Consider the following 26,654-nt stretch of genomic DNA (forward strand, 5'->3'; position numbering starts at 1 on the left):
GCCAATCGGGGCATTGATCTTGCCGCGCAACGGAAAACCGCCGCCCGCGCGGAGCGTGGACGGCGGTTTCTTCGTCAGGATTTCAGGCTTGCTTCTCCGGGGCGTTCGGATCCTGTTGCCCCGCGTTCGGATCCCCGGCGTTCGGATCTTCGGCCGCCGGGTCCGGATGCTCCTGCCGCCACTGGTCGCCGGAATCCGACCAGGCCTGATCCGCCTGCATCTGGATATCGGTGAGCGCCTTGTCCACGTTCACGATGTCCTTGCCGACCCAGCCCACGAAGTTCTTGCTGCTCTTGGCATCGGCCATCGACTTGATGACCGGGTAGTAGGGCTTGAGCTTCTCGTTGTTCTTGAACTGCTCCTCGACCCACTTGACCTTCTGCCAGCTCGCACCCTGCAGCCAGGCTTCGTGCTTCTGCATGAACTTGGCCGCCTGGTCCTTGAACACCGACGATCCGGCCGGCTTGGGCGCGGGCGTGGTGTCGGTGTCGGCGTGGTCGCCCGAGGTGCTGGTGCTCTCGTCGTGCGTGCTGCCCGGTGTGTCTTCGTGGGTGCTGCTTCCGGAGCTGCCGGGCGTGTCCTCGTGCGTACTGCTCGCGGAACTGGCGGGGGCGTCCTCGTGCGGGGTGGTGCTGCCCGGGCCGTGCTCGTCCCGCGGCGGGTTGAAGTGGTTGTCCGCGGCCAGCCAGGTGTCGAACGGGTCGTCCTTGTCGTGCTGGGACGCCGGGCTGTTCGGCGTGTCCTCGTGCGTGCTGCTGCCGGAACTGCCGGGCGTGTCCTCGTGCGTGCTCGTCCCCGATCCACCGTGCTCACTGCCCGGGCCCGCGCCGCCGCTCATCGTCGGCGGGTCGTGCACCGTCGAGTTCGTGCCGCCCGCCGGGAGATCGGCCATCTCGTGCGACGAACCGGGCCGCGTCTTCGGCAGCGGCTTGATGCTGGCGGACAGCTTCACCAGCCGGTCAACGACGCGTCCGCTGAAGCCCGCGAGCTTGGCGAGCTTGGCCGCGAACGAGATCGCCTGCGCCGCCGCGAGCGCGACACACGTGGCGACACCCGTGACGATCGAGGCGCCGAAGGTGAACACCGCGGCCGCGAGCGCGACGAGCATCGTGGCGATGATGTCGCCGAGCACCGTGGTGATCAGGTCGCGGATCAGCGACCGCACCGCCGTGACCAGCGCCATGGTGGTCTCGACGACGTACCCGGCCACGTCGACCGAGTGCCCGGCGTCGTCGATCTGGCCCTTGCGGGTGTCGACCTCCTTCTTGAAGGCGTCGTAGCCCTCGCCCTTCCACGTCGTGATGTGGGACTTCAGCGCGGAGTCGAGGTCCGTCCCCGCGCTGCGCAGCGTTTCCGCCGTCTTGTGCAGGGTTTCGGCCAGTTTCTTGATCTCCGCCGGGTCCCCGGCGAGCTGGTCGAGCGGTTCCTTGAGGAACGAGATGTGCTCGATCAGCCAGCCGAGGCCCGCCGCGGTCAGTTTCGCCAGCGGGTCGAGGATCAGCGCCGCCGTGTCGGCCACGGCGCCGACGATGGTCACGCCGATCTCGACGCCGATCGCGGCGGCGTCGGCGCCGTGCGCGTTCTTGATCTCGTCGATGGAGGTGGCGACGCTGTGCCAGCTGTCGATGGCGCCGGCGCCGGTGGTCGAGTTCGCGTTGGTGATCGGTGTGACGACCGGTTCGTTCCCGCCGCCGGATTCCGTGCCCGGTTCGGTCATTGCCCCAGCTCCGTCTTGAAGGTGGCGAGCTTGCCCTGCACGTCTTCGTCGTGTTTCTGGTAGGTCTCGGCGCTCTTCTTCGTGCTCTCGGCCGTCGCCGTCACGTTCTCCGAAACCTTGTCCAGGTTGCCGGCGACGGTCGCGAGCGCGATCCGCGCCGGCACGGCCATGATCTGCGCCAGGAAGATCCCGAACGCCTGGTTGTCGAATCCGTTCGCGTCGTGCACGGCGCCGGCGGCGTCCTTGACCGCCGGCGCCGTGGTGCCGTTGAGGTAGTCGCTGAACTTGCGCAGCTCGGCCGGATCCACCTCGAATCCCTGTCCTGCCACCATGCTCCCGTCCACAGCTTGGACCAGACCCTACGACGGGGAGACGCCCGCCCGGCACGCACGGTTCCAGGTCCGGCACATCCTGTGCAAGCGAAAACGATCAACGGTCACAGGTCGATGTTCCAGTCGGACACGTACCAGGCCCCGTCCTTCTTGGTGGTCTCCAAGGACAGCTTGAAACTGCTGACGTCCCCGGTGGAGCCGATCAACTCGAGATCGTGGAGGCTCTTGCCGTCCACCGTGACCGCGGTGTCGGGCACCGTCACCTTGTCCCCGGTCGCGGTGACGCCGCTGACCTCGACCTTCCCCTCCGGCGGCAGTTTCACCCCGGGCTTGGCCCACGCGTCGTGCAGTGTCGTCAAGGACTTCGTCATCTTCGGGTCGGCGCAGAGCGTCGCGGGGTCCTGCCCCGCGGGGGCGACGGGCGCGGCGTCCTGGCACGCTTCGGTGTACTTCCCTTGCAGCACCTTGGTGACGAAGGTCTTCACCGCCCCGCCAGGGGCTTTGGCGCCACCGTCCGGCACCGCGGCCGAGGTGCTCGCCGCCGCGCTCGACGACGCCGCCTCCGGCTGACCCGCCACCTTGGCCTCGTTCCCGCAGCCCGCCAGCCCCAGCAGCAGGGCGAACGCACCGGCGGCCCACGGCAGGCGCCGCAAAGTCGGATTCACGATTCTCCTTGTCCCAGACGAAAACGATCGTCGTAGTCCTACCGGTTCACGATCACCCTCCGCAACCGGCTCCGGCCCGGCCGGCATGATCACCAGACAGTGGCCAGCCACGCCGCCACGACCGCGAGCACGAGCAGGACGCCGTTCAGCCAGACGTCCCGCACCTCACGCCGCGACAGGTGCAGCCCGGCCGCGAGTACCTGCAGCACGGCGAACCCGATCGCGGACACCAGCGCGAGCGCGGGCGCGACCCCGGTCACCGGCGGCAGCACCAGGCCCAGCACGCCGAGGATCTCCACGACGCCGATGCACCGGACCGCCCACATCGGGATCGTGTCCACCCAGCCCATCATCGGCGCGAGCTGTTCCCGGCTCTGGGCCACCTTCTTCCCGCCGGCGAACAGGTAGACCACGCCGAGCAGGGCGGCGACGATCCAGTAGGCGATCTCCATGGCAGCTCCAATGGTTACGACTTGTAAGTACACCCATCATGAGTCACCATCGGGACGGGTACAAAAGGAACACGGGTGTAAGCAACCGACAAGGGAGCGCGGTCATGTCGCGGTACGAGCGGACCTGCCTGATCCGGGGCGACGGCGGCCGCGCGATCCGGAGGCTCCTGGACCGGATAGCCAACAAGTGGACCCTGCTGGTGATCGCGACGCTGGACCGGGAGCGGCTCCGGTTCACCGAGCTGCAGCACCGGATTCCCGGTGTGTCGCAACGGATGCTGTCGCTGACGCTGCGCCACCTGGAGCGGGACGGGCTCGTCTCCCGCACCGTGCACGCCGAGGTCCCGCCGCGGGTGGAGTACGAACTGACCGGCCTCGGCCGCACGCTGATCGACCCGGCCGTACGGCTCGCCGAATGAGCCGTCGAACACAACCCGGAAATCGACGAGAGCCAACGGCATTACGACGCGCGGAAGGCCCGCTAGCCACCGTCCACTGTGGACTGTACTGGCGTTTTTCGCATTCTCTGACTAAAGTCAGGGAATGGACAGCATCGGCCAGGTCAGGGCGTTCAACCGCACCGTGACGCAGCGCATCGGGGTGCTCAACGACGCGTATCTGTCCCGCGACCGCCCCCTCGGGCAGGCGCGGGTGCTGTGGGAAATCGGGCCGGACGGGTGCGACGTGCGCGAGCTGCGCGCGCGGCTGGACGTCGACTCCGGCTACCTCTCCCGCCTGCTCCGCGCGCTCGAGAACGACGCGCTCGTCGTCGTGACGCGCGGCGACGGCGACGGCCGAGTTCGCACGGCGCGCCTGACGAAGGCGGGGCTCGCGGAACGGCGCACCCTCGACAACAGGTCCGACGAGCTGGCCGCGTCGATCCTCGCCCCGCTCAGCGAAAACCAGCGGGCCCGGCTGGTCACCGCGATGGCGGAGGTCGAGCGCCTCCTGATCGCCTCGACGGTCGAGGTCACGGTCACCGACCCGGGCAGCGCGGCCGCGCGGGCGTGCCTGGCGGCGTACTTCGAGGAGATCGGCGAGCGCTTCGACGACGGCTTCGAGCACGACCGCTCCCTCACCCCGGACGAAGCCGTGATGACCCCGCCCGCGGGCGCGTTCCTTGTCGCGACGCTCCACGGCGAACCGGTCGGCTGCGGCGGATTCCTGTTCCAGGACAACGGTTTCGTCTACCTCAAGCGCATGTGGGTGTCCCAGGCCGTCCGCGGGCTCGGCCTCGGCCGCCGGCTGCTCACGGAGCTGGAAAGCCACGCGGCCGCGGGCGGCGCGCGGAAAGCGAGACTGGAAACCAACCGCGCTCTGGGCGAGGCGATCGGCTTGTACCGCGCCGCCGGCTACCGCGAGGTCAAGCCGTTCAACGACGAGCCCTACGCGCACCACTGGTTCGAGAAGACACTCCCCCGCTAGTGTCTCGTGATGCTGTCCGGTTTACGTTGTCGTGTTTGCCCGTGCGGTCGGTGAGTTTGCCCGCCGCGTCACCGAGTTTGCCGGTCCGATCGCTGAGTTGGCCCACGGCGACAGCGGTCGGCCAACTCGGCCACGCCCCGGGCCAACTCGGCCACGCCCCGGGCCAACTCGGCGCCCTGGCAGGCAAACACACCCGCGCGTCAAGACCACAAGATCACAAGACACTAGCCGAGCACGAACGGCAGTTTCCCAGCCAGTGCACCGAGTTCGGCCAGCTCGGCCTGGGTCGGCACCCGCCGCCCGGTGGCGATCAGCAGCGCGTCCCGGTCAGAAAAGGACGCTGGGAAAGGGGAACCGGCGATCTGCTCCACCATCTCGCGTGTCCTGGCCAGGCCGTCCGCGGGCGGACCGGGCGCGTGCGGCAGACAAGTCACCAGGTCGAGGTGGTGCAGCGTCCATTCCAGGACATACGCGCCGAGGTAATCGCCCGCCGTCAGCACCATGTCCTGCGTGCTGACCCGCAGACCGGGGTCGGCCAGTTCGGCGGCGCGCCCGGCCGCGGAGCCGACGTCGTCGAGGTGGAACTTCAGCAACCCCGGCTCCTCGTAGGCCGCGGCCAGCCGGACGATCAGCGCGTCGAGCGGGTCGTCGCCGGACGGCGGCGTTCCGGACACCTGCCAGTACGTCACGGCGTCGCGCGTCGGCTCCGCCGAGGACGGGGTCACGAGGGTGATCAGCACGTCCTGCGCGTCGATGACCAGGTGGCACACCAGGTCCCGGACGAGCCAGCCCGCGCACCCCGACGGCCGCGCGAAGTCCTCGTCCGCGAGCCCGGCGACGGCCGCGCGCAACGCCGCCCACGAGCGGGAGAAAAGATCCACGCCCCCCAGACAACCGCGTCTCGCCGTCGCCGTCCACTCGCAACCGCTACCTAAACGCGGCCGGATTCAGTGCACCAGCACGATTTTCCCGCGTGCGTGGCGGGTTTCGCTCAGCTCGTGCGCGCCGGCCACGTCGGTCAGCGGGAACGTCGCGGCGACGGGCACTCGCAGTTTGCCTTCCGCCGCGAGCTTCACTGCGACGTCGAGACCGTGCGCCGCCAACGGGTCCGCGTCGCCGAGGCCGCTGTCGCTGTCGGCCTCGGCGCTGTGCGACATGTGGACGCCGTGCTCGGCCGCGGTGAGATCCGGCGCGATCGTCACCACGCGCGCCGGGTCCCCGGCCAGCGTGACGAGGTCGGGCAACGCCCCGCCGGCGCAGTCGAACACGGCGTCGACGCCATCCGGCGCCAGTGCGCGCACCCGTTCCACCAGGCCCTCGCCATATGTCGTCGGCTCCGCGCCCAGCGAGCGCAGGAACTCGTGGTTGCGTTCGCTCGCCGTGCCGATCACCTTGGCACCGCGCGCGATCGCCATCTGCACGGCGACCGTGCCCACCCCGCCCGCGGCGCCCTGCACCAGCAGCGTCTGCCCGGCGCCGAGGTCGAGCCGGTCGAGAACCCGCGTGGACGTCTCGACGCTGCCCGCCGCCCCGCCGGCTTCGGCCCAGCTCCAGGCGGCCGGTTTCGGTGCCCACACGACGAAAACCGCGTGGTCGGCGTTCGCGCCGCGCCGGGTCATCGAGGTGAACCCGAACACCTCGTCGCCGATCGCCGTGCCGGACACCCCTTCGCCCAGTTCGTCCACCACGCCCGCGGCGTCGAAACCGCTGCGGTACGGGAATTCCAGCGGCACGAACTCGCGCATCTTCCCCGCGCGCAGGTGCGCCTCCCCCGCCGACAGTCCCGACGCCCGCACCGCGACGCGGATCTCCCCTGGCCCGGCGTGCGGCTCCCCGACCTCCGCGACCTGGGCCGCTTCGGGGGGACCGTATCCGGTGAATTCGACAGCTCTCATGACGCCGACGCTAACGGAACACCCCGTCCGGTTGGCTAAAGTGAGAGCGGTGAGCACTGAAGTGAGTCAGGTCCGGCGATCCGACGCCCGTGACAACCGCGCGCGCATCCTCGCCGTGGCCCGCGCGGCCTTCGCCGCGGACGGCCTCGAAGTGCCGATCCGCGAGATCGCCCGCCGCGCGCAGGTCGGCCCCGCGACCGTGTACCGGCATTTCCCCACCAAGGAGGCGCTGCTCGGCGAGGCGTTCGCGGAACAGATGGCCCTGTGCTCGACGGTCGTCGAAGAAGGGCTGGCCGCCGAAGACCCCTGGCGCGGTTTCTCGCTGGTGGTCGAGAAGATGATGGAGCAGCACGCGCTCGACCGCGGCTTCTCCCGTGCCTTCCTCGCACGGCTGCCTCCCTCGGTCACCTACTTCACCGAGGACCGCGATCACGCGCTGCGCCTGGTGCTCGAACTGGTCCGCCGGGCGAAGGACGCGGGCGCGCTGCGGCCGGATTTCGTCGTCGAGGACCTGGTGCTCGCGCTGATGGCGAACGAGGGCATCCGGGCCGAGTCGCCCCAGGCGAGAGTCGCCGCGTCGAGACGTCTCGCGGCGCTGATGCTCCAGTCCTTCCAAGCGAATCCCGTCGCCGCGCCGCTTCCGCCCGCCGCCCGGCTGCCCCTGTCCGTGCGCTGAGCGGACGTCCCGGCCGGCCGGGGAAAACCGTGAAACGCACGCCGCGGGCCTCACGGGTTTTGTCACACCCGCCGGGGATACTGGGAGCATGGGTGAGCCGATTGCGTTGTTCCCCGTCCGGGGGCTGGACCCGGCGGAGTTCTCCGCGGCGCAGCACGAGGTGTTCCACGGCAGGCACCTGCGGATCGGCCGGTCCGGCACCGTGCACGCGGTCGGGGAGGTCGAGTGGATCAACAGCCTCACGCTGCCCGCGCCCGCCTGTCACCAGGGCTGGTCTGGCCTCGGCGCGACGGGTGAGCTGACCCCGACCGAGCACGAGGTCACGTGCCGCAAATGCCGCCGGGCGCGCGGGTTGCCGTCGCTCGAAGAAGCCACGGGGCAGGGCACGCTGTTCGCCCTGCCCTGAGCCTGGCTGTCCACAAAGGACAACCACCGGCTGTCAAGCCGGCGCGAGCGGGTTCCACGGACTGGAACCGGCGCGGTGCCGGGCGGCGAACCGGACATCATGGCGCAGGCGCCCGAAGATCCGGGCGCTCTCCCCCGGTTCCCGCTCGATGAGAGGTTCCATGTCCACCGAGAACAGTCCTGACCCCACTCCCGCCCTGCCCGAAAAACCCGGGCGGGGCAAGGGATTCTTCGCCGGCATCGGCGCGGCGGTGGTGGCCGTCGTCGCCGCCGTCGTGCTCGTCGTCGTCTTCACCTCCGGCGGCGGCGCGGACAGCGCGGGCCGCACCACCGTGCGGATCGGCGTCACGGACGCGAGCCAGGACTACTGGCAGACCTTCACGCAGCTCGCCGCCGACCAGGGCATCGACGTGAAGCTGGTCAACTTCAGCGACTACACCCAGGCGAACCCCGCGCTGTCACAGGGACAGCTGGACCTCAACGAGTTCCAGCACATCCTGTTCCTCGCCAACTACAACGTCTCCGCGAACGACACGCTCACCCCGATCGGCTCCACCTACGTCGTCCCGCTGAGCCTCTACTCCCGCAAGCACGCCACCCTCGCGGACATCCCCGCCGGCGGCACCATCGCGATCCCCAACGACGCCACCAACCAGGGCCGCGCGCTGCTCGTGCTGCAGGCCGCGGGGCTGCTCCACCTGCGCGGCGGCGGCACGGCGCTGTCCACGCCCGCCGAGATCGACGAAGCCACCGCCAAGGTGAAGGTCACGCCGATCGACGCCTCCCAGACGGTCACCGCGCTGCCCTCGGTCGACGCCGCGATCGTGAACAACAACTTCGCCCTCGACGGCGGGCTCGACCCGTCCAAGGCGCTGTTCAACGACGACCCGAAGAGCCCGGCGGCCGAGCCCTACATCAACGCTTTCGTCGCGCGCGCCGCGGACAAGGACAACCCGACTTACCAGAAGCTCGTGCGGATCTACCGCGATCCGAAGGTGAGCGGGCAGGTCCAGGCGCAGTCGAAGGGGACATCGGTGCTCGTCGAGCGCCCGCAGGCCGACCTGGAGTCCATCCTGGCGCGGCTGGAGCAGACGGTCCGGGCCGCGAAGCCATGAGCCTGATCGAGTTCCACGAGGTCACCAAGACGTTCACCACCGGCAAGCGCGAAGTGATCGCGCTCGACGGGATCGACCTGGCCATCGAAGCCGGGGAGGTGTTCGGCGTCATCGGCCATTCCGGTGCCGGGAAGAGCACGCTGGTCCGGCTGGTCAACGCGCTCGAACCGGTCACGTCGGGCCGGGTGCTGGTCGACGGGGCGGACCTCGCGACGCTCCCGGAACGGCGGCTGCGCGCGGTCCGCGCCGGGATCGGCATGGTGTTCCAGCAGTTCAACCTGCTGCGCTCGCGCACGGTGTTCGGCAACGTCGCGTACCCGCTCAAGATCGCCGGCTGGGATCGCGAGCGGCGCAGGCGACGGGTCGCGGAACTGCTGAACTTCGTCGGTATCGCGGACAAGGCGTGGACGTACCCGGATCAGCTCTCGGGCGGGCAGAAGCAGCGGGTCGGCATCGCGCGGGCGCTCGGCACCAACCCGAAGATCCTGCTGGCCGACGAGTCCACCAGCGCGCTCGACCCGGAGACGACCGGCGAGGTGCTGCGCCTGCTCAAGCGGGTCAACACCGAACTGGGCGTGACGATCGTGGTGATCACGCACGAGATGGAGGTGGTGCGCGAGATCGCCGACCGGGTCGCGGTGCTGGAAAACGGCCGCGTCGCCGAGGTGGGCAGCGTCTTCGACGTGTTCTCGGCACCCAAGACGGACACCGCGAAACGGCTCGTCGGCACGGTGCTGCGCGAGGCGCCCGAAGGTCTGGACCTGGAACGCTTGCGGGCCCGCCATCCCGGCCGCCTGGTCACCGCCCGGGTGCACGAAGACGGGCGGCTCGGCGCCGTGCTGTCCGGCGCGGCCGGGCGGCACGGTGTGCGGTTCGAGATCGTCTACGGCGGGATCACGACGTTGTCCGGCCGGTCCTTCGGCGGGCTCACGCTCGAGCTGACTGGCGAACCGTCCGATGTGGACGCTCTCGTCGCGGAACTGCGTGCGCGCACGGAAGTCGAGGAGGTCGCGTGAACTGGGACATCCTCGGCCCGGTGTTCCTCGACGCCATCGGGCAGACGCTCGGGATGGCGCTGGCGACACTGGTGATCGGCGGGGTGCTGGGGCTCGCGCTCGGCGTGCTGCTCTACACGACGCGGCCCGGCGGGCTGCTGGCGAACCGGATCCTGTTCACCGTGCTCAACGTCGTGGTCAACATCGTCCGCCCGATCCCGTTCATCATCTTCATCACCGCGATCGGGCCGCTGACGATCCTCGCCGTCGGCACCCAGCTCGGTACCACCGCGGCGACCTTCGCGCTGATCCTCGCGGCGACGTTCGGGATCTCGCGGATCGTCGAGCAGAACCTGGTGACGATCGACCCCGGCGTGATCGAGGCGGCGCGCGCGATGGGCGCGAGCCCGTGGCGGATCATCACCACGCTGCTGGTGCCGGAGGCGCTCGGGCCGCTGATCCTGGGCTACACCTTCGTTTTCGTCGCGGTGGTGGACATGACCGCCGTCGCGGGCGCGGTCGGCGGCGGCGGGCTCGGCGATTTCGCCATCACCTACGGCTACCACCGCTACGACTGGGCGGTGACGGGGCTCGCCGTGGTCACGATCATCGTGCTGGTGCAGGCCGCGCAGTTCCTCGGGAACCTGCTGGCCCGCAAGGCGTTACGCCGCGGCTAGCTTCCGTTTTGTCAGCGGCGGAGCCGCTTGCTGTGGGCCGTGCGCTGGCACCGCCGGGGGTTCTGAGGTGGCCGCTGGCGAGGACAGCGCCGACCGTGGTGGGAACACTGCCGCGCGGAGTGCGTCCGTGAGGGGTGGTGGTCGGGCTGGCGGGTGGGAATTCATGAGGAGGCGATCCCACAGCCAGGGGCCACCTTGAATGGGGCTCCGCCGCGCGCAGCGTGTCCGTTGAGGGTGGTGGCGGGCGACGGGAGGGGCCCCTACCCGCACCGCCACGCAAACCACGGTGAAACACGTCCTAGCATCGGGAGCATGACGGGCGCACGGGAGCTGTTCGCGAGGCTGCCCGGCGAATGGCGCCTGCGCAGGGAGATGCCGGGCCTCGCGCGGATGAGCGGAACAGCCCGGTTCCGCGAGCTCGAGCCCGGCGTCCTGCACTACCGCGAGGACGGGCACCTCACGCTGGACGACGGCCAGGTGCTCGAGGTCTACCGCGAGTACCACTACCGCCTGGAGGACCAGCAGATCCGCATCTGCTTCGCCGAGCCGGGCCCGCCGCGCACCCTGCACGTGCTGCGTCCCGGCAGCACCGGCTCGGCGTCGGACGTCCACCTCTGCGGCCCGGACACCTATACGGGGCACTACGAATTCACCGGCGAGGACACGTTCACCGTGCGGATGCGCGTCACCGGCCCGCACAAGGACTACTCCATCCTCAGCGGCTACGAGCGCACCACCACGCGCACCGCTCCCACCTCGCTCTCTACGCTGGACCGGTGAGCGAAGCACCCAGTCCGAACGCACGGTCCCGCAGCATCCGGCAGCAGCGGATCGCCGACTACGTCATGAGCAAGGGCTCGGCCTCGGCGGCGGAGCTGGCCGAGCTGACCGAGGTCAGCGTGATGACCGTGCACCGCGACCTGGACGAGCTCGCCCGCCGGGGGCTGCTGCGCAAGTTCCGCGGCGGGGTGTCCGCCCAGCCCTCGACGGTCTTCGAGAGCAACGCCGAGTACCGGCTGAACGCGCACGTCGAGGCGAAGGCGGCGATCGCCCGGCAGGCGCTGACCCTGGTGGAGCCGGGCATGTCGATCCTGCTCGACGACTCCACCAGCGCGCTCGCGCTCGCGCGGCTGCTGCCGGGCGCGACCCCGCTGACCGTCGCGACGAACTACCCGCGCACCCTCGACGCGCTGAAGAACGTCGACGACCTCCGGCTGATCTGCATCGGCGGCGACTACTCCGCCACCCACGACTCGTACCTGGGCATGCCGTGCCTGGAGGCGGTGGAGCGGCTGACCGTGGACGCGACCTTCGTGTCCACCTCGGCGATGAACGCGGACATGACCTTCCACCAGGAGCCCGAGATCGTCATGGTCAAGCGCGCGATGCTGGCGAGCGCCCGGACCCGCGTCCTGCTCATGGACTCCAGCAAGATGCCGCGCACCGCGCTGCACCGGCTCTCCCCCGTGTCGGATTATCACCACCTGATCGTCGACTCCGGCGCGCCGGCCAGCCTCGTCGAGGAGCTGCGCAACCGCACCTCGGTCGAGGTGGCGGAGAGTTGACCGCTCGCGCGATCCAGTCTCCCACGAACGAGGGGCACCGGGCTGATCCGCCGGGCCGATCGTCCCCACTGGTTACATTCAGTGGAATGACTCTCTCACCCGACCGTTGGCCGACCCGGGCGAACCGCTCGCCGCGACACGGTTCGGGTTACGCGGGGGTAGCCGACAGGATGGGCAAAATCGCAGCAGGAACGCCCGCCTAGACACCCTTGAGGACCGCAGTGACAGGACCGGCTGGTGCCGCTGAAGCGCCCGGATCCGAGCATTGAGACCGGCCGAGGAGGACAACAGGGAAGACGCCGGCGAGCAGGGGCACGTGAACTCCGCCGGCGGGTTCACGGGCAACCTCGTGCAGGCCGCCACGATCATCGGCGACGTCACCCTGAACGGGCCCGCGAGCCCGGGGCCCACCCGGTTGTGGAACGTGCCCGCGCGGCTCCTTCGCTTCACCGGCAGGGAAAACCACCTCATCGAGCTCCGGCGTGATCTCGTTTCGGCGCGCACCCCGGCGGCACTGTCCGGGATGAACGGGGTGGGCAAGACAGCGCTCGCGGTCGAGTACGCCCACCGCTTCAGCGAGGCATACGACCTCGTCTGGTGGGTGCCCTCGGAGGTCCCGGAGCTGATCTCGGAGAACCTCGTCGCGCTGGCACGGGCGCTGGGTTTGGTGCGAGCGGACGAGCACGCGGCGGCGACGGCCAGGACCAGGCTTTCCGGATTCCTGCGCGGCCGGGACCGCTGGCTGCTGATCTTCGACAACGCCGGGGAACCCGCCACGCTGACCCGTTTCCTGCCCGGCGGGCCTGGGCACGTGATCATCGCGTCCCGCGATCCGGCCTGGCAGGATTTCGCCGTGCCACTGTCCGTTCAGCCGTTCTCCCGGCCGGAATCGCTGCGGCTGCTGCATTCCCGGCTGCCCGGGCTGCCGCGATCGCAGGCCGACCGGATCGCGGCCGAGCTCGGCGACCTCCCGCTGGCCGTCGACCAGGCCGCCGCGCTGATCGCCGACACGGGCATGACGGCGGGCACCTACCGGGCGCTGCTCGCCGAACGGGCCGAGGACCTGCTGGCGTCCGGCGGCCCGGTGGGCGCTTATCCATCGTCGGTGACGGCGTCGTGGTCGGTCGCGTTCGACCGGCTCGCCGCCGACGCGCCCGAGGCGTTGAAGATGCTGGAAGTGGTCGCGGCGCTGGCATCCGGGCCCGTTCCCGTGTCGCTGTTCGCCGGGCAGATGGATCCCCTCGTGCTGTCGCGGGTGCTCGGCATGCTGCGGCGGCGCGCCATGATCGGCGTCGGCGAGAACACGATCGAACTGCACCGCGTGCCCGGCGGTCTGCTCCGGGAGCGCAACCTCAAAGCCCGCCTGTCCGGGCGGCTCAGTGGCTCCGAAACCGCGGTGAACCTACTGCACGCCGCGGTCGCCGACGTGCTCGGCGACGAGGATCAGGACTCGCGCGGGGTGTGGTACCGGCTGCTCCCGCATGTCCTCGCCGTCACCGAGCCGCAGCACGTTCCCCCGGCGGCCGCCCGCCGCGCGGTCTGGTTGCTCGACCGTGCCGCGAGTTACCTCTACGGGCGCGGCGAGTTCCACACCTATCTCACCGTTTCCCAGCGCGCGCACCGGATCGCGCGGGCGCAGTTCGGCATCGACGACCGGGAAACGCTGACGGCCGCGAACAATCTCGCCATCGCCCACTACATGCGGGCGCAGTATCAGAGCGCCGCGCTCACGGCCGAAGACACGCTGGAACGCCGACGCCGCACCCTGGGTGAAGGCGACGACGACACGTTGCACTCGCTGGGAAATCTGGCCACCGCACTCGTGGCCACGAGCCAGCCGGAACGGGCGCGGTCGTTGTACGAGCAGGCCCTGAGCCGACGCCGGGTGCTGCACGGCAGCGGGCCGGACACGCTCGGGCTGGCGGGCAACTACGTGGCCTTCCTCCGCGCGCACGGCGAGCCGGAGTACGCGCGCTCACTCGCCGAGGACACACTCGCCCGCGCGCGGCGGCTTTATGGGGACAACGACCGCGAAACCCTCAACGCCGTCACCAGCCTCGCGTTCGTCCTCTACGCCCAATCGGCGCACGACGACATCCGCGCCCTGTACGACATCACCCGCGCCCGGCGCCTCAAGGCCGACGGCACCGACGGGTGCGGGCCGCTCCCACGCCGCAAGCCCCGGACCGGCGGACGTCACGCGCGACCACAGACGTGAGACCGGCCGCGGAGGGAGCCCGTCACCCCGACCCACGACCACGCACCGATGCCAACCCGAACTCCCCGCCCCGACGCACATCGCCCGCCCACGCAAAGCCGAAACCACCACCAGCACGAACAACACGCCCCGCCGAAGGCGCCGCGAAATGCGCCGGAAGCATCACCACACCCGTGTCCGCCAACCACTCCAGCGTCTCGCGCCTCGTGCGGGCCGACTGGGCCGGGTCGGTGCAGTAGCTGCTGCTCACTCCCGGGTCGGCCAGCTGTAGCGGATGGTGCAGCGTGTCCCCGGTCAGCAGGATCCGCCCCCGCGAACCGCTGACCAGCACGCACGAATTGCCCGGCGTGTGCCCCGGCGCGGGGCGCAAGCGCAGGTGCCGCCCGATCGCGGCGTCGGCAGGCACCAGGTCGAGCAGCCCCGCGTCGCGGACGGGCTCGATGCTGTCGGTGAGGTAGTCGCCGGTCCGCCGCATCGCCGCCGCGCCCGCCGGCGAAGTCCAGTACCGGTACTCAGGCTCGGTGAGGACGTGGCGGGCGCGCGGGAAAGCCGGGCGCCATCCGCCCCGCTCCCACCGCGTGGCCCAGCCAACGTGGTCCACATGCAGATGCGTGAAGACCACTGTGGACACTTCGTCCGCCGAGATCCCGGTGCGCGCCAGGCGTTCCCACCAGCCGCTGTCCTGGCGGTCGAACTCGGGCCTGGCGCGTTTCTTGCCGTCGCCCACGCACGCGTCGACGAGCACGACCTCGTCGGGCGTCACCACGAGGAAGGCCTGGATCGTGTAGACCAGCTTCCCGTTGTCGCACCAGGGTTTTTCGAACGCCCAGCCGTCGAACCCACCTGCCCGGCCCGGAAAGAACTCGGCGGGGTCGATCAGCAGCCGCTCGTTCTCGATCACCGGCACGACGGCGACGTCACCGAGGTCGAACCAGCCTGTCATCGCGCGGCCTCCTCTCGCAGCTCTCCCGCGACCGTCGCACGCCTGCCCGGAAGCCGCCACAGCAGTGCCGCGCACCCGGCCGCCACCAGCACCGGGATCGTGGTCAGCAGCACGATGTCCTTACCCGGCAAGGCGAACGCGAGCAGGATGCCCGCCACCCCGGGGCCGACGATCGACCCGATCCGCCCCAGCGCGGCCGCCCAGCCCACGCCCGTCGTGCGGGTGCCGGGCGCGTAGAGCGCGACGGCGAGCGTGAGCTGCCCGATCTGGCTGGCCGTCACGCCGGCGCCCGCGCCGCCGAGCGCGAACAGCAGGGCGAGGTCGTTCATCCCGAGCGTCGCGGCCGCGAGCATCGACAGCACGCCGATCACCGGCATCACCACGAGCGCGGGCGCAATCCCGACCCGGGCCGCGAGCAGGAACAGCACGATCCCGCCGACCACTCCCCCGAAGCTCAGGAACGCCAGCCCGATGGGCGCCTGCGAGGCCGAGAACCCGTACCCCGTCAGCAAAGTGGGCACCCACGACTGAAGCGTGTAGCTGGCGATGAACACGAGGAAAGCGAAGGACCACAACAGGATCGTCGTCACCCGCAGTCCGGGCGCGAACAGCCGACCGACCCGCGCCTCCTCGGTTTCGGTGACCTCACCGGCGGAATCCGGCAGCCGCCACCACATCACCGCGGCCAGCAGCAGCGGCAGCCCGCCCCCGATCCAGAACACCCCGCTGACGCCGACGGACGTGAGCAGCTTGCTGCCGAACACCCCCGCGACGGTGCCACCGGACGCGAGCCCGAGCGTCACCGCGACCGACACCAGCTGCCTCCGGTTCGCCGGATTGTGTTCCGTGGCCAGGGAAACCGATCCGGGCAGCACCACGCCGAGCCCCAGCCCGGTGAGCACCCGGACGACGCTCAGCAGCACCACCGACTCCGCCGGCAGCACCAGCGCCGTCCCGATCGATCCCAGGGCGAACACCACCACGCCGGACACCACCATCCGCCGCAACCCGATCCGCGCCCCGAGCGAACCCGAGGCGAGATAGCCGAGCACGACGCCGATGTTCGTGATCACCACCGCCGGGGTGAACGCCGCCGCCGCGATCCCCCACTGCTTCGCCAGCGAAGGCAACACGAACGACAGCGAGGCCGCGTCGAACCCGTCCAGCAGCACGGCCAGGAACCCCAGCACCACCACGCCCCAGCGCACCGATCTCCCGGTCATCGCGCACCGCCGAAGACCACGGAAAACGCCGCGTCGTAGAGCTTCGTGCCGGGGGTGGCGAACGCGGCGGCGGTGCCGATGTGGTCGGTGTCCGGCATGGTCACCGTGACCGGCGGCGTGCCGGCCTTCGTCAGCGCCTCGACCAGCAGCCGTCCCTGGTGGGTCAGGCGGAGGTCGTCCTCGGACTTGCGGTTCGGCTCGGGATCGCCGAACGACACCACGACCCGCTCCGGCGCCCGGCTGATCCGCAGCGCAGGGCTCAGTTCCTCGGCGCCGTCATGCATCCCGCGCAGATCGACGGGCGCGCTCATGCACACCGCGCCCGCCACGGGTCCCGGCGCGCTGTCGGTCAGCGTGACCATCGCGGTGAGGTGGCCGCCCGCCGAATGCCCGGCGACGGTGATCCGCTCCGGGTCACCGCCGTAACGGGTGACGTTCGCCCGCGCCCATTCGACCGCCAGCGCGGCGTCCGCGACGGCGTCGCCGATCGTGTGCGCGGGTTCGAGGCGGTAACCGCACGAAATGAACACCGCGCCCGCCTCGACCCAGGGGTCGGCGAAGTAGTCGTAGAAGGCGGGATGTCCTTCGCGCCAGCGGCCGCCGTGGAAGTACACGATGACCGGGCGGCCCTCGCCTTCGCCGGGGTGAAAGACGTCGGCGAGCTGGTACGGGTCGGGCCCGTACTTCACGTCGGTCTCGTGCGGGAAGCGGGCGAGGATCTCCTCGCGGCGCACGGCGGCCTGTTCGTAGAAGCCCTTCCAGTCCGGGTGGTAGTCGTCCGGGTTTCGCCAGGTGAAGAACTCCGTCATGTCCGCCGGGCGGATCGCTGCTGCGGCCAACGCCCCTCCTTCAGATCTTTCGGACGGGTGGTTCCCGACATCATCACCAGCGGCGACGCCGCTCGGGTAATGCCTACTTGGCCCCCTCGTATGACGCGGCGGACATACCGGCGCCGGGATGCCCCACCGGCTATGCCGGCGGCGGGATTCGGCATTGGACAGGCATGGCATCGCGGGGTGAGGATTTCCTGCAGCGACGAAGGAGGTGGAGCGTGGCAGCGACGATACGGAACTTCGTCGGCGGCCGGTACGCCGAGGACACCGCGGCGGGCTTCGACAAGGTGAGCCCGGTCGACGGCACCGTCACCGCCCGCGTGCAGGAGGCCGGACAGTCCCTTGTGGACCGTGCTGTTTCGGCCGCGCGCAAGGCTTTGCACGGCCCGTGGGGAGACACGAGCGTCCAGGAGCGGGCCCGGCTGCTGCGGCGGATCGCCGACCGGATCGACGAGCGCGCCGACGAGCTGCTGGCCGCGGAGGTGAGCGACACCGGCAAACCCGTGTCACTGGCCAAGGAGCTGGACATCGCCCGTGCGGCGGGGAATTTCCGCGCGTTCGCGGACGTCGTCGCCGCGACGGGGCTGGACAGCTATCTCACCGAGTTCCCCGGCGGGCGCGCGCTGAACTACGCCGTGCGCAAGCCGCTGGGCGTGGTCGCGGTCATCGTGCCGTGGAACCTCCCGCTGCTCCTGCTCACCTGGAAGGTCGCCCCGGCGCTCGCGAGCGGAAACACCGTGGTGGTCAAGCCGTCCGAGCTCACCCCGGCCGGGGCCACGCTGCTGGCGGAGATCCTCACCGAGGCGGGCGTGCCCGACGGCGTCTACAACGTGGTGCACGGTTTCGGCCCCGGCTCGGCCGGCGAAGCACTCACCTCGCACCCCGGCGTGGACGGGATCACCTTCACCGGCGAGTCCTCGACGGGCTCGGCGATCATGCGCGCCGCGGCGCCGCGGGTGCGCCCGGTGTCCTTCGAGCTCGGCGGGAAGAACGCGGCGCTGGTGTTCGCCGACGCCGATCTCGGCAAGACCGTCGACGGGCTGGCGCGTTCGGTGTTCACCAACACCGGCCAGGTCTGCCTGTGCACCGAGCGCGTGTACGTGCAGCGCGAGGTGTTCGACGAGGTGGCCTCCGGGTTGGCGGAGCGTGCCGCGGCCTTGAGACCGGGCAGGCCGGAGGATCCCGCGACGACCACGGGCCCGCTGATCTCCTTGGAGCACCGGGAAAAGGTCCTGTCCTACCTGAAGCTCGCCGAGCAGGACGGCGCGAAAGTCGTGGCGGGAGGCGGAATCCCCGCCATGGGCCCGGAACTCGACGGCGGCGCCTGGATCGAGCCGACGTTGTGGACCGGGCTCGACCACAGCTCCCGCGTGGTGCGCGAGGAGGTCTTCGGGCCGGTCGCCGCGCTGATTCCGTTCGACACCGAGGAAGAAGCCGTCACGCTCGCGAACGACACCGACTACGGGCTCGCCGCCGCGGTGTGGACGACGAACCTCGAACGCGGCCACCGCGTGGCGCAGCGGATGAACGTGGGCATGGCGTGGGTGAACACCTGGTTCCTGCGCGATCTGCGCTCGCCGTTCGGCGGGGTGGGCCTGTCCGGGATCGGCCGCGAGGGCGGGACGCATTCGCTGGACTTCTACACCGAACCGACGAACGTGTGTGTGCAGCTGTGAGGAGGACACGGTGAACGACGGAAAACTGGTCCAGGGCAAGGCAACCCCGCGCGGCCGCTACCCGCACGTGAAGGTGGCGGGCGGGTTCGCGTTCGTCTCCGGCACCAGCAGCAGGCGGGCGGACAACACCATCGCCGGGGCCGAGGCCGACGAGCTGGGCACCACCCGCCTCGACATCCGGCCGCAGACCGCGGCCGTGCTCGACAACATCCGCGACATCCTCGCGGAAGTGGGCGCCGGGCTCGAAGACCTCGTGCAGGTCACGTCGTATTTGGTGAACATGAACGACTTCGCCGGCTACAACGAGGTCTACGGGCGGTACTTCGACGAAGGCGGCCCGGCCCGCACGACGGTCGCCGTGCACCAGCTGCCCCATCCGCATCTGCTCATCGAGATCCAGGCCGTGGCGCTGCTTCCGGGGAAGTAGGCGTCCGCAGCAATCCCGCCTGCTGCTGGAGGCAGTCCAGCAGCAGGCGCGTCGTTGGGCCCGGGGCACCGTCTTTGGGCAGTGTCACGCCCACGACGCGGCTCACCGACGGCAAAACCGAGGGCAGCAGCGCGAGCTTCTCGTTCTCCGTCGCCACGAGCATCGGCAGGGCGGCGATGGAATCGGTCTGCGCCAGCAGCGCGTGCAGGGTCGGGTTCGACGTGCATTCGACCCGGTTTTCGGGCAGCGCCACGCCTTCCGCGAAGAACACATCCTCGATTTCCCGCCGCAGCGCCGTTTCCCGCACCGGCAGGATCCACGGATAGCCCAGCAGGTCGCCCAGCGCCGGGGATTCCAGCTCCTGCGCGGGGTGTCCGACGCGGGTGACCAGCCGGATCGGCTCGTGGTACAGCCGCACCTGGCGGACGCGCGCGCCCTCGGCCGGCGGGGTCAGCCTGCCCAGCATGAGGTCGATCCGGCCGGTCAGCAGGTCGGTCTGCAGCACGTCCGGCGTCGCCTCGCGCACCACCACCGTCACCTGCGGGCGGTCCTTCTTCAGCTGCGCGATCGCGCGCGGCAGCAACACGTTCGCGCCGGCGAGGTGGGTGCCGACGGTGACCGTACCGACCCTCGCGCCGGTCAGCTCCGCCACGTGCCTGCCCGCCTTGCGCACCTCGGCCAGCACGGCCTGCGCGTGTTCGACGAACGCCTGCCCGTACACCGTCGGCCGCACCCCGCGCGGGCCGCGGTCGAACATGCGCGCGCCGAGGATTCCTTCCAGCTCCCGCAACGCGCGCGTGACCACCGGCTGCGTCACGTGCAGGTGCTCGGCGGCGCGGACGACGCTCCCGTGCTCGGCGATCGTCGTGACCATGACGAGATGGCGCAGTTTCAGCCTTCCGTCGAGCAGGCCTTTCGGTTCCATCCGGCCACCCTATGCACGTTTTGCTATATCGCAAAGACGGCGGTGTTACGAATGGCTATCGCGGCGGGCATGCCCGGCCGGGTATGCCCCCGGACAGGATTGTCATTGGTCAGGCATGGCGGTTTGGGGAAACATCAGGGAAACGAACGCACGAAGGGAGCACGGCCGTGGCCGACATCAACCCGGTGATCAACTTCCCGCGCTGGATCGAGGAGAACGAGCACCTGCTCAAACCGCCGGTGAACAACAAGCAGGTCTGGACCGGAACCGGTGACTTCATCGTGCAGGTGGTCGGCGGCCCGAACCAGCGCACCGACTATCACGTCGACCCCTACGAGGAGTGGTTCTACCAGTACCGGGGGTCCATGCACGTCAACATCGTCGACGACGGCGTCCCGCGCACGATCGAGATCGGCGAAGGCGAGATGTGGCTGCTGCCGGGCAACGTGCCGCATTCGCCGCAGCGCCCGGAGGCCGGCTCGGTCGGGATCGTCCTCGAGCGCATCCGCGAGGAGGGCACGCTGGAGAAGTTCCAGTGGTACTGCCCGGAATGCGGCGGCCTGGTGCACGAGGCCGAGCTGCAGGTGCGGGACATCGTCACCGACCTGCCGCCGGTGTTCGAGCGGTTCTACGCCGATGAGAAGCTGCGGACCTGCCCCTCGTGCGGGCACGTGCACCCTGGGCGGGGCTGAGGCGTGGCGGTCATCGACGTCCACACGCACTACGTGCCGCGGGGCTGGCCTGAGCTGGGGCCGGGGCTGCCGTGGCTGCGGCTCGAGTCCGAACGCGACGCCACGATCATGGTGGGGTCGAAGGAGTTCCGCCGCATCCGGCACGACTCCTGGGATGCCGAAGCCCGGCTGTCCGATATGGACAGTGAGGGCGTCGGCGTCCAGGTCGTGTCGCCGACGCCGGTGTTCTTCTCCTACGGCGCCTCCCCCGGCGAGGCGGCGAAGATCGCCCGGATCTTCAACGATCTCGCGCTGGAGATCTGCGCGCCCGATCCCGCCCGGTTCCTGCCGTTCTGCCAGGTGCCGCTGCAGGATCCGGACCTGGCCTGCGCGGAGGTGGACCGGTGTCTTGCCGCCGGGCACCGCGGGGTGGAGATCGGCAACCACGTCGGCGACAGCGATCTCGACAGCGCGGGGACGGTCACGTTCCTGCAGCACTGCGCGAGCGTCGGCGCGCCGGTTTTCGTGCACCCGTGGGACATGCCGGGTTCGCCGCGGCTGAACCGGTGGATGGCGCAGTGGCTGACGGGCATGCCCGCCGAGACGCATCTGTCGATCCTGGCGCTGGTGCTGGGTGGGGTGCTGGACAAGGTGCCGCCGTCGCTGCGACTGTGCTTCGCGCACGGCGGCGGTTCGTTCCCGTTCTGGGTCGGCCGGATGGACAACGCGTGGCACGGCAGGCCGGACGTGATCGCGACCTCGGAGCACCCGCCGTCGCACTACCTCGACCGGTTCAGCGTGGACAGCGTGGTGTTCAGCGAGCCGGCCCTGCGGCTGCTGGTGGACACGATGGGCCCGGAACGCGTCCTGCTGGGCAGCGACTACCCGTACCCGCTCGGCGAGCGCCCGGTAGGCAAGGTCATCCGGGAAGCGTCTTTCCTCAGCGACGACGACCGAGCCCGGCTACTGGGCGGGAACGCCGCGCAATTCCTTGGTGTGGTTTAGGAATCGTATCTGAACACCGAAGCCGCCGGGGTACCCACGATCGGCATCGGCGGGGCGGCGGGGCGACAGGTGTGGGGACGGCTGCCGGACCGGCTCACTGGAACCAGTCGATGATCACCGCGATGCTGCCGCCCATGCTCTTCGCCCGCACCTGCGGGTTCGCGGCGACATTGCCCCACGGCACCGTGCCCTTGTTGCTGGTGCCGCAGCCGAGGCTGAACCACTTTCCCTTGGTGTGCTTCGAATCGAAGCCCCAGCCCTCGACGCAGGCGTACTGGTTGGTGCCCTCCTGCACCCGCCAGCTGTAGCCCTGCTTGTAGCCGTTGTGCCCGAACACCGCGCAGTTCGACTTGCTGACCGGCCCCCATTTGCCGACGATGCCCGACGCCTGGTGCGGATCGGTGCAGCCGTCGGCCGACGCGGCCGGCGCCGCGGCCCCCACCAGCGTGCCCGCCACCGCCAGCGCGGCGGTCAGCACGGCGGCCCTGGCCCGGAAACGGTGCTGTCCCATGATTTCGCCATCCTCCCGTCGAGCAAGATCAGCCGGACCGGCCGAACGTACAACGGGCACCGGCAGGCCATCGTGGTGAATCAGCTGTTCAGGCGTCGCCCGTGCGCCCATCGGATGACCCGGCCCGCCCGGTCCACACCGTGGAACGCCGCCGCGGGCATCTTGTGAGCCGCCCGCGCGCGTGTCATGATGACCGCGATTTCAATCGATTGAAATCGGGCAGGAGTCGACGAAGATGATGTCCGGCAGCACCACCGTGACCCCGGCTGACCGCGGCACCCATCGCTCGCGGTGGAACCGCACCGTCCTCGCGTGCATCGCGGACTACCTCGACGCGGGTTCGATCGTGGGCGCGTCCGCCGCGCTCGCCTTGTGGACCAAGGCTTTCGGGCTCTCCCCCACCGCGCTCGGCGTGCTGGCCGCCCTCGGCGTCAACGCCGGCTCGTACGCGGTCGGGTCCCTGATCGGCGGCAGGCTGGGCGACCTGCTCGGCCGGAAACGGATCTACCAGTGGGACCTGCTGGTCTACGTCGCCGGCGGGCTGATCCTCGTGTTCGCCGCGCAGGGCTGGATGCTCTTCGCCGGGCTGATCGTGATGGGCCTGGCCGTGGGCGCCGACGTGCCCACGTCGTGGGCCCTGATCGGCGAGATCGCGCCCGCCCGCGAGCGCGGCCGGTTCGTCGGCATGACCAGCGTGTTCTGGAACATCGGCCCGGTGGTGACGCTCGTGCTGGCGTTCGCCCTCTCCCCGCTCGGCCTGCTGGGCGCGCGCATCGTGTTCGCGCATCTCGTGGTGGTCGCGGTGGTGACCTGGCTGTTGCGGCTGCGGCTGGCCGAATCCGAGATGTGGGTGAACGCGCGCAACTCCGCGGCGAGCAGTGCGTCGAGCATCCGGGAACTGTTCCGCCGGCACGGTGTCCGGCTGTTGTTCGTCTTCGCCGTGCACACGTTCGGCTCCATCGCGGCGGGTACCTTCGGGTTCTTCCTGCCCTACATCCTCAAGACGATCGGCACCCAGTCGCAGGCCGCGAGCGTCGGCTTCAACGCGTTGTCCTACGTGCTGACCGGGCTCGGCGTCGGCTTCCTCTACCTGCCGCTCGTCGACCGCGTGAACCGGCGGCTCTTCTATGGAGCGGCGGGCGTGCTCGGCATCGCCGCGATCCTGATGCTGATCTTCCTGCCGCTGAGCAATCCGGCCGTCATCACGCTGTTCATCGTGGTCAACTCGCTCGCCAACGCGTGCAGCCAGGAGCAGTTCTACCGGCTGTGGTGCCAGGAACTCTTCCCCACGCTCAGCCGCGCCACCGCGCAGGGGATCATCATTTTCGCGCAGAAACTGGTGCTCGCCGGGTGGAGCGTGTTCGTGCCGGTGATCGTCGCCGCGAGTTTCCACGCCTTCAGCTGGATCCTCGCCGCGGCCACCGCGGCGTCCGTCCTCATCGGACTGATCTGGATGCCCCGCAAGCCCGCCGCGCTCGAGGAGGTGGCCTGAGTGGGCAGGCCGAACATCCTGCTGATCGTCTGCGATCAGCTGCGGGCCGACGCGCTCGGCTGCTACGGCAACACGTTCAGCCGCACGCCCGTGCTCGATCAGCTCGCCCACGACGGGACTGTGTTCGAGTCGGCCTACACGCCCTCGCCGGTATGCGTCCCCGCGCGCGCCTGCCTGATCACCGGCAACGAGCCCCAGACGAACGACTGCTTCGACAACGGTTATCCGATGCCCGCCGCTCCCACGTTCATGGCCCGGCTTTCGGCGGGCGGCTACCGGACCCACGGCGTCGGCAAGATGCACTTCACGCCGGAACCCCGCGCGCTCCGCGGCTTCCAGACCCGGGACCACGGCGAGGAATTCGGCACCGTCGAGGACGACGATTATCTCGCTTTCCTTGCCGCATCCGGATTCGGTCACGTCGAGCATCCGCACGGATTGCGCGACGAAATGTACTACGTGCCCCAGCTTTCCCAGGTGCCCGAGGAACTGCATTTCTCCCACTGGGTCGCCGACCGTTCGATCGACTTCCTCGAAACGGCATCCGCGGAGCAGCCGTTCTTCCTGTGGTCCAGTTTCATAGCCCCGCACCCGCCGTTCGCGCCGCCGTCCCCGTGGCACCGGCTCTACGAACCCTCGCTGCTCCCCGATCCCTTCGAGCCCCAGGGCGGCGACGGGCTCCTGACCGCATACGACCGCTTGCAGGCGAGGTATAAATACCGCGACGGCGGGCGCGACCGGAGATTGTGGCAGCTCATCCGCGCCTACTATTACGCCTCGGTGTCGTTCGTCGACGCGCAGATCGGCCGCATTCTCGGCGCGCTGCGGAAAACCGGGCGGTCCGAGGACACTTTGGTCGTGTTCACCGCCGACCACGGCGAATTCCTGGGCGACTACGGTACTTTCGGCAAACGGTCCTTCCTCGACCCGGCGGCGCGCGTGCCACTCATCCTTTCCGGACCGGGTTTCGGGCCGGAGAGGCGGACCGATCTCGCGAGTCTCACCGATATCGCGCCGACGCTCACCGAGGCGGCCACTGTGGACAGACCTCCAGTGGATGGCTTGTCGCTACGGGAAAAACACCCAGGACGGCTGGTGTACGGGCAGTTCCAGCAGGGCGAACTCGGGTTGTACGCGGTGATCGGCGAACGGTGGAAGTACGTGTGGTCCGCGCCCGATGGCCGCGAGTACCTGATCGACCGGCGGACCGATCCGCGTGAAAGCCGGAACCTCGCCTACAACCCGCGAGTGCGCGAAATCGTGCTCGCCCAGCGGGAAAACGCGCGGAAGCACTTCGCCGGCCTGGCCGGGATCGACTTCGACGCGGAATCGGCCAACGTCGCGAACCCGCTCGGCGCCCCGCCCGGTGAACACGCGCTGCGGGCCCTCCTCGCGGTGGGACTCGACAGCGAGGCGTCGACGATCGTGGTCCGGCCCGGTGGCTGGCCCGAGGCGCCGGAGGCGTACCGCGCGCGGGAATGACACTCGGCGGGCGCGCCGTGAGAGAGTGCTCACCATGGCAGCCAGCACGCCCGGCAACGCCCGCGGCGACGTCACGATGCAGCAGGTGGCGGAAGCGCTCGGCGTCTCCGTGTCCACGGTTTCGCTGGCATTCCGCGATTCCCCGGTCGTCGCGCTCGCGACGCGGGAGCGGGTGCGCGCGGAGGCCGAGCGGCTCGGCTACGTCTACCACCGTGCGGCGGCGAACCTGCGGCGCGGGCGGAGCAGCCTCATCGGCCTGGTCGTCCCGACGATCACCAACCCGTTCGTCGCGGAACTGGCCAGTGGCGTGCAGGACGTCGTCGCCGCGCACGGGTTCGCGCTGGCGCTGGCGAACAGCCGGGGCAGTATCGCGCAGCAGCGGGAGATCACGCGGATGCTCGCCGAGCAGCGGGCCGCGGGCGCGATCCTGATCCCGATGCTGGACACGCCGCCGGAGCATCTGGGCGGCGGGGTGCCGTTCGTGCTCGTGAACCGGGACGTCGAGGGCTCCGGGCTGCCCTTCGTGCACCAGGACGACGTGGCGATCGTGGACCTCGCGGCCGACCACCTGCTGGAAGCGCACGACGTCCGGACGCTCGGCTACTTCGGCGGCCTGGAAGCGGCGGGCCCGCGCCGTAAGCGCCTGGCCAGGTTCCGCGAACGGGTTGGCGCGGCGGGGAAATCCTTCGCCGAGGAGTGGGCGACGGGCACCGTGGGCGATCCGGAAAGCGCTTACCGCACGGCGAAGGACCTGCTCGGCGCGGGCCCGCCTCCAGAGGCGTTGCTGTGCCACAGCGACGAACTCGCGTGGAGCGTGCTGCGCGCGCTGGCCGAGGCGGGCGTCGGGCCGGACCGGTGCCGGGTGATCGGGATCGACGGGATCGCCACCTCGGCGATGTTCTCCCCCGCCCTGACTACCGTTTCCGTCGACGCGGGCGGGGAAGGAAGGCACGCGGGAGCCGTGCTGCTGAACGCGATCGGCGTCACCGTGGAGGAGGACCTCCGGCCACGCCCGCCGTATCTGGAAATACGCGAATCCTGCGGTTGCTGAGCCGTCGGCGCCGGAGCGCCTACCGAGCCCTCCCGGGCGTGTTTGCCGTTCCCGCCGGCGTGTTGGTCACCCCCGCCGGCGTGTTTGCCGTTCCCGCCAGCGTGTTTGCTCCTCCCGCGGCCGTGTTGGCCGCCCCGCGCGTATATTGGCCACCCCCGCACGCACGTTGACCGCCCCCGCGAACGCGTTCACACCCCCGCCAACGGCCAACACACCCACGCCAACCGCCAACACACCCACACAGGCGGCCAACTCACCCACGGGGTCCGCCCGCCCCC

At 70.1% G+C, this 26,654-nt stretch carries 29 protein-coding genes; 17 read left to right on the forward strand and 12 right to left on the reverse strand.

All coding sequences use genetic code 11. From position 1 onward, the window contains the following. Window positions 1-82: 82 nt before the first annotated feature. From FPZ12_RS19915 to FPZ12_RS19930, 4 genes are all read right to left on the reverse strand, one after another. Window positions 83-1,717, reverse strand: a complete 1,635-nt coding sequence (locus FPZ12_RS19915) for a WXG100 family type VII secretion target (protein WP_144749740.1) — start codon at window positions 1,715-1,717, stop codon at window positions 83-85. After that, window positions 1,714-2,049 (reverse strand): type VII secretion target, encoded by a 336-nt coding sequence (locus FPZ12_RS19920; RefSeq protein ID WP_144749738.1) that lies wholly within the window; start codon window positions 2,047-2,049, stop codon window positions 1,714-1,716. Before FPZ12_RS19920 ends, FPZ12_RS19915 begins: the two co-directional genes overlap by 4 nt. 104 nt (window positions 2,050-2,153) lie before the next feature. Beyond that, complete coding sequence (locus FPZ12_RS46485; protein WP_243769924.1) at window positions 2,154-2,714, reverse strand: hypothetical protein; 561 nt, start codon at window positions 2,712-2,714, stop codon at window positions 2,154-2,156. Between the two features lie 89 nt (window positions 2,715-2,803). Further along, window positions 2,804-3,166 (reverse strand): DoxX family protein, encoded by a 363-nt coding sequence (locus FPZ12_RS19930; RefSeq protein WP_144749736.1) that lies wholly within the window; start codon window positions 3,164-3,166, stop codon window positions 2,804-2,806. A gap of 104 nt (window positions 3,167-3,270) precedes the next feature. Here FPZ12_RS19930 and FPZ12_RS19935 point away from each other — a divergent pair, with 104 nt between their 5' ends. Then, on the forward strand, window positions 3,271-3,585 hold the full coding sequence (locus FPZ12_RS19935) for a winged helix-turn-helix transcriptional regulator (RefSeq protein ID WP_144749734.1): 315 nt from the start codon (window positions 3,271-3,273) through the stop codon (window positions 3,583-3,585). Between the two features lie 124 nt (window positions 3,586-3,709). Then, on the forward strand, window positions 3,710-4,591 hold the full coding sequence (locus tag FPZ12_RS19940; protein ID WP_144749732.1) for a MarR family winged helix-turn-helix transcriptional regulator: 882 nt from the start codon (window positions 3,710-3,712) through the stop codon (window positions 4,589-4,591). Window positions 4,592-4,815: 224 nt separating this feature from the next. Here FPZ12_RS19940 and FPZ12_RS19945 read toward each other — a convergent pair whose 3' ends face one another. Together FPZ12_RS19945 and FPZ12_RS19950 are read right to left on the reverse strand one after the other, a co-directional pair. Continuing rightward, complete coding sequence (locus FPZ12_RS19945) at window positions 4,816-5,472, reverse strand: maleylpyruvate isomerase N-terminal domain-containing protein (RefSeq protein WP_144749730.1); 657 nt, start codon at window positions 5,470-5,472, stop codon at window positions 4,816-4,818. 66 nt (window positions 5,473-5,538) lie between these two features. Further along, on the reverse strand, window positions 5,539-6,486 hold the full coding sequence (locus tag FPZ12_RS19950; RefSeq protein ID WP_144749728.1) for an NADP-dependent oxidoreductase: 948 nt from the start codon (window positions 6,484-6,486) through the stop codon (window positions 5,539-5,541). A gap of 49 nt (window positions 6,487-6,535) precedes the next feature. On the opposite strand from FPZ12_RS19950, the gene FPZ12_RS19955 reads away from it, so the two are divergent. Both FPZ12_RS19955 and FPZ12_RS19960 read left to right on the forward strand, forming a co-directional pair. Next, window positions 6,536-7,162 carry a TetR/AcrR family transcriptional regulator gene (locus FPZ12_RS19955; protein WP_144749726.1) on the forward strand — a complete coding sequence of 209 codons (627 nt, stop codon included), beginning with the start codon at window positions 6,536-6,538 and terminating at the stop codon, window positions 7,160-7,162. Window positions 7,163-7,250: 88 nt separating this feature from the next. After that, window positions 7,251-7,568 (forward strand): hypothetical protein, encoded by a 318-nt coding sequence (locus FPZ12_RS19960; protein ID WP_144749724.1) that lies wholly within the window; start codon window positions 7,251-7,253, stop codon window positions 7,566-7,568. Between the two features lie 33 nt (window positions 7,569-7,601). On the opposite strand, the gene FPZ12_RS46880 is transcribed toward FPZ12_RS19960, so the two are convergent. Next, window positions 7,602-7,736, reverse strand: coding sequence for a hypothetical protein (locus FPZ12_RS46880; protein WP_279537824.1), 135 nt, complete (start codon window positions 7,734-7,736; stop codon window positions 7,602-7,604). Between FPZ12_RS46880 and FPZ12_RS19965 the strand changes: the two genes are divergently transcribed. The 6 genes from FPZ12_RS19965 (at window position 7,729) to fxsT (ending at window position 14,137) form a co-directional block, all read left to right on the forward strand. Beyond that, window positions 7,729-8,682: a MetQ/NlpA family ABC transporter substrate-binding protein gene (locus FPZ12_RS19965; protein ID WP_243769925.1), complete on the forward strand. Its 954-nt coding sequence runs from the start codon at window positions 7,729-7,731 to the stop codon at window positions 8,680-8,682. The genes FPZ12_RS46880 and FPZ12_RS19965 overlap by 8 nt on opposite strands. Then, the gene (locus FPZ12_RS19970; RefSeq protein WP_144749721.1) at window positions 8,679-9,698 is read left to right on the forward strand and encodes a methionine ABC transporter ATP-binding protein; all 1,020 of its coding nucleotides are present in this window, start codon (window positions 8,679-8,681) and stop codon (window positions 9,696-9,698) included. The genes FPZ12_RS19965 and FPZ12_RS19970 overlap by 4 nt, the downstream gene beginning before the upstream one ends. A 53-nt stretch (window positions 9,699-9,751) precedes the next feature. Continuing rightward, window positions 9,752-10,354 carry a methionine ABC transporter permease gene (locus FPZ12_RS19975; protein WP_144749799.1) on the forward strand — a complete coding sequence of 201 codons (603 nt, stop codon included), beginning with the start codon at window positions 9,752-9,754 and terminating at the stop codon, window positions 10,352-10,354. Between the two features lie 312 nt (window positions 10,355-10,666). Further along, window positions 10,667-11,134: a DUF6314 family protein gene (locus tag FPZ12_RS19980; RefSeq protein WP_144762554.1), complete on the forward strand. Its 468-nt coding sequence runs from the start codon at window positions 10,667-10,669 to the stop codon at window positions 11,132-11,134. Then, window positions 11,131-11,919 carry a DeoR/GlpR family DNA-binding transcription regulator gene (locus FPZ12_RS19985; RefSeq protein WP_144762557.1) on the forward strand — a complete coding sequence of 263 codons (789 nt, stop codon included), beginning with the start codon at window positions 11,131-11,133 and terminating at the stop codon, window positions 11,917-11,919. Before FPZ12_RS19980 ends, FPZ12_RS19985 begins: the two co-directional genes overlap by 4 nt. Before the next feature lie 265 nt (window positions 11,920-12,184). Beyond that, the gene (gene fxsT, locus FPZ12_RS19990) at window positions 12,185-14,137 is read left to right on the forward strand and encodes an FxSxx-COOH system tetratricopeptide repeat protein (RefSeq protein ID WP_144762561.1); all 1,953 of its coding nucleotides are present in this window, start codon (window positions 12,185-12,187) and stop codon (window positions 14,135-14,137) included. A gap of 22 nt (window positions 14,138-14,159) precedes the next feature. Here the strand turns inward: fxsT and FPZ12_RS19995 are convergent, their stop codons facing one another. The 3 genes from FPZ12_RS19995 to FPZ12_RS20005 are packed head-to-tail and all read right to left on the reverse strand — an operon-like array spanning window position 14,160 to window position 17,142. Continuing rightward, window positions 14,160-15,080, reverse strand: coding sequence for an MBL fold metallo-hydrolase (locus FPZ12_RS19995; protein ID WP_150980415.1), 921 nt, complete (start codon window positions 15,078-15,080; stop codon window positions 14,160-14,162). Continuing rightward, window positions 15,077-16,303: an MFS transporter gene (locus tag FPZ12_RS20000; RefSeq protein WP_144760143.1), complete on the reverse strand. Its 1,227-nt coding sequence runs from the start codon at window positions 16,301-16,303 to the stop codon at window positions 15,077-15,079. The genes FPZ12_RS19995 and FPZ12_RS20000 overlap by 4 nt, the downstream gene beginning before the upstream one ends. Next, on the reverse strand, window positions 16,300-17,142 hold the full coding sequence (locus FPZ12_RS20005) for an alpha/beta hydrolase (protein WP_166462834.1): 843 nt from the start codon (window positions 17,140-17,142) through the stop codon (window positions 16,300-16,302). The genes FPZ12_RS20000 and FPZ12_RS20005 overlap by 4 nt, the downstream gene beginning before the upstream one ends. A 212-nt stretch (window positions 17,143-17,354) precedes the next feature. Between FPZ12_RS20005 and FPZ12_RS20010 the strand changes: the two genes are divergently transcribed. After that, window positions 17,355-18,812, forward strand: a complete 1,458-nt coding sequence (locus FPZ12_RS20010; RefSeq protein ID WP_243769927.1) for a 2-hydroxymuconic semialdehyde dehydrogenase — start codon at window positions 17,355-17,357, stop codon at window positions 18,810-18,812. 10 nt (window positions 18,813-18,822) lie between these two features. Beyond that, window positions 18,823-19,239 carry a RidA family protein gene (locus tag FPZ12_RS20015; protein ID WP_144760134.1) on the forward strand — a complete coding sequence of 139 codons (417 nt, stop codon included), beginning with the start codon at window positions 18,823-18,825 and terminating at the stop codon, window positions 19,237-19,239. On the opposite strand, the gene FPZ12_RS20020 is transcribed toward FPZ12_RS20015, so the two are convergent. Further along, window positions 19,199-20,164 (reverse strand): LysR substrate-binding domain-containing protein, encoded by a 966-nt coding sequence (locus tag FPZ12_RS20020; RefSeq protein ID WP_144760131.1) that lies wholly within the window; start codon window positions 20,162-20,164, stop codon window positions 19,199-19,201. The genes FPZ12_RS20015 and FPZ12_RS20020 overlap by 41 nt on opposite strands. Before the next feature lie 167 nt (window positions 20,165-20,331). Here FPZ12_RS20020 and FPZ12_RS20025 point away from each other — a divergent pair, with 167 nt between their 5' ends. Both FPZ12_RS20025 and FPZ12_RS20030 read left to right on the forward strand, forming a co-directional pair. Further along, window positions 20,332-20,856 (forward strand): 3-hydroxyanthranilate 3,4-dioxygenase, encoded by a 525-nt coding sequence (locus FPZ12_RS20025; RefSeq protein ID WP_144760127.1) that lies wholly within the window; start codon window positions 20,332-20,334, stop codon window positions 20,854-20,856. Window positions 20,857-20,859: 3 nt separating this feature from the next. After that, entirely contained in the window at window positions 20,860-21,840 is a 981-nt protein-coding gene (locus FPZ12_RS20030) for an amidohydrolase family protein (protein WP_144760124.1), read from the forward strand. Between the two features lie 94 nt (window positions 21,841-21,934). On the opposite strand, the gene FPZ12_RS20035 is transcribed toward FPZ12_RS20030, so the two are convergent. Continuing rightward, window positions 21,935-22,351 carry a hypothetical protein gene (locus tag FPZ12_RS20035; RefSeq protein ID WP_144760121.1) on the reverse strand — a complete coding sequence of 139 codons (417 nt, stop codon included), beginning with the start codon at window positions 22,349-22,351 and terminating at the stop codon, window positions 21,935-21,937. A 235-nt stretch (window positions 22,352-22,586) separates the two neighbouring features. On the opposite strand from FPZ12_RS20035, the gene FPZ12_RS20040 reads away from it, so the two are divergent. The 3 genes from FPZ12_RS20040 to FPZ12_RS20050 are packed head-to-tail and all read left to right on the forward strand — an operon-like array spanning window position 22,587 to window position 26,376. Further along, window positions 22,587-23,843: an MFS transporter gene (locus FPZ12_RS20040; RefSeq protein WP_144760117.1), complete on the forward strand. Its 1,257-nt coding sequence runs from the start codon at window positions 22,587-22,589 to the stop codon at window positions 23,841-23,843. Beyond that, window positions 23,844-25,325, forward strand: coding sequence for a sulfatase family protein (locus tag FPZ12_RS20045; RefSeq protein WP_144760114.1), 1,482 nt, complete (start codon window positions 23,844-23,846; stop codon window positions 25,323-25,325). A gap of 34 nt (window positions 25,326-25,359) precedes the next feature. After that, window positions 25,360-26,376 (forward strand): LacI family DNA-binding transcriptional regulator, encoded by a 1,017-nt coding sequence (locus FPZ12_RS20050; RefSeq protein WP_144760111.1) that lies wholly within the window; start codon window positions 25,360-25,362, stop codon window positions 26,374-26,376. The last annotated feature ends 278 nt before the right edge of the window (window positions 26,377-26,654 follow it).

The sequence above is a fragment of the Amycolatopsis acidicola genome (assembly GCF_007713735.2).
Lineage (GTDB): Bacteria > Actinomycetota > Actinomycetes > Mycobacteriales > Pseudonocardiaceae > Amycolatopsis_E > Amycolatopsis_E acidicola.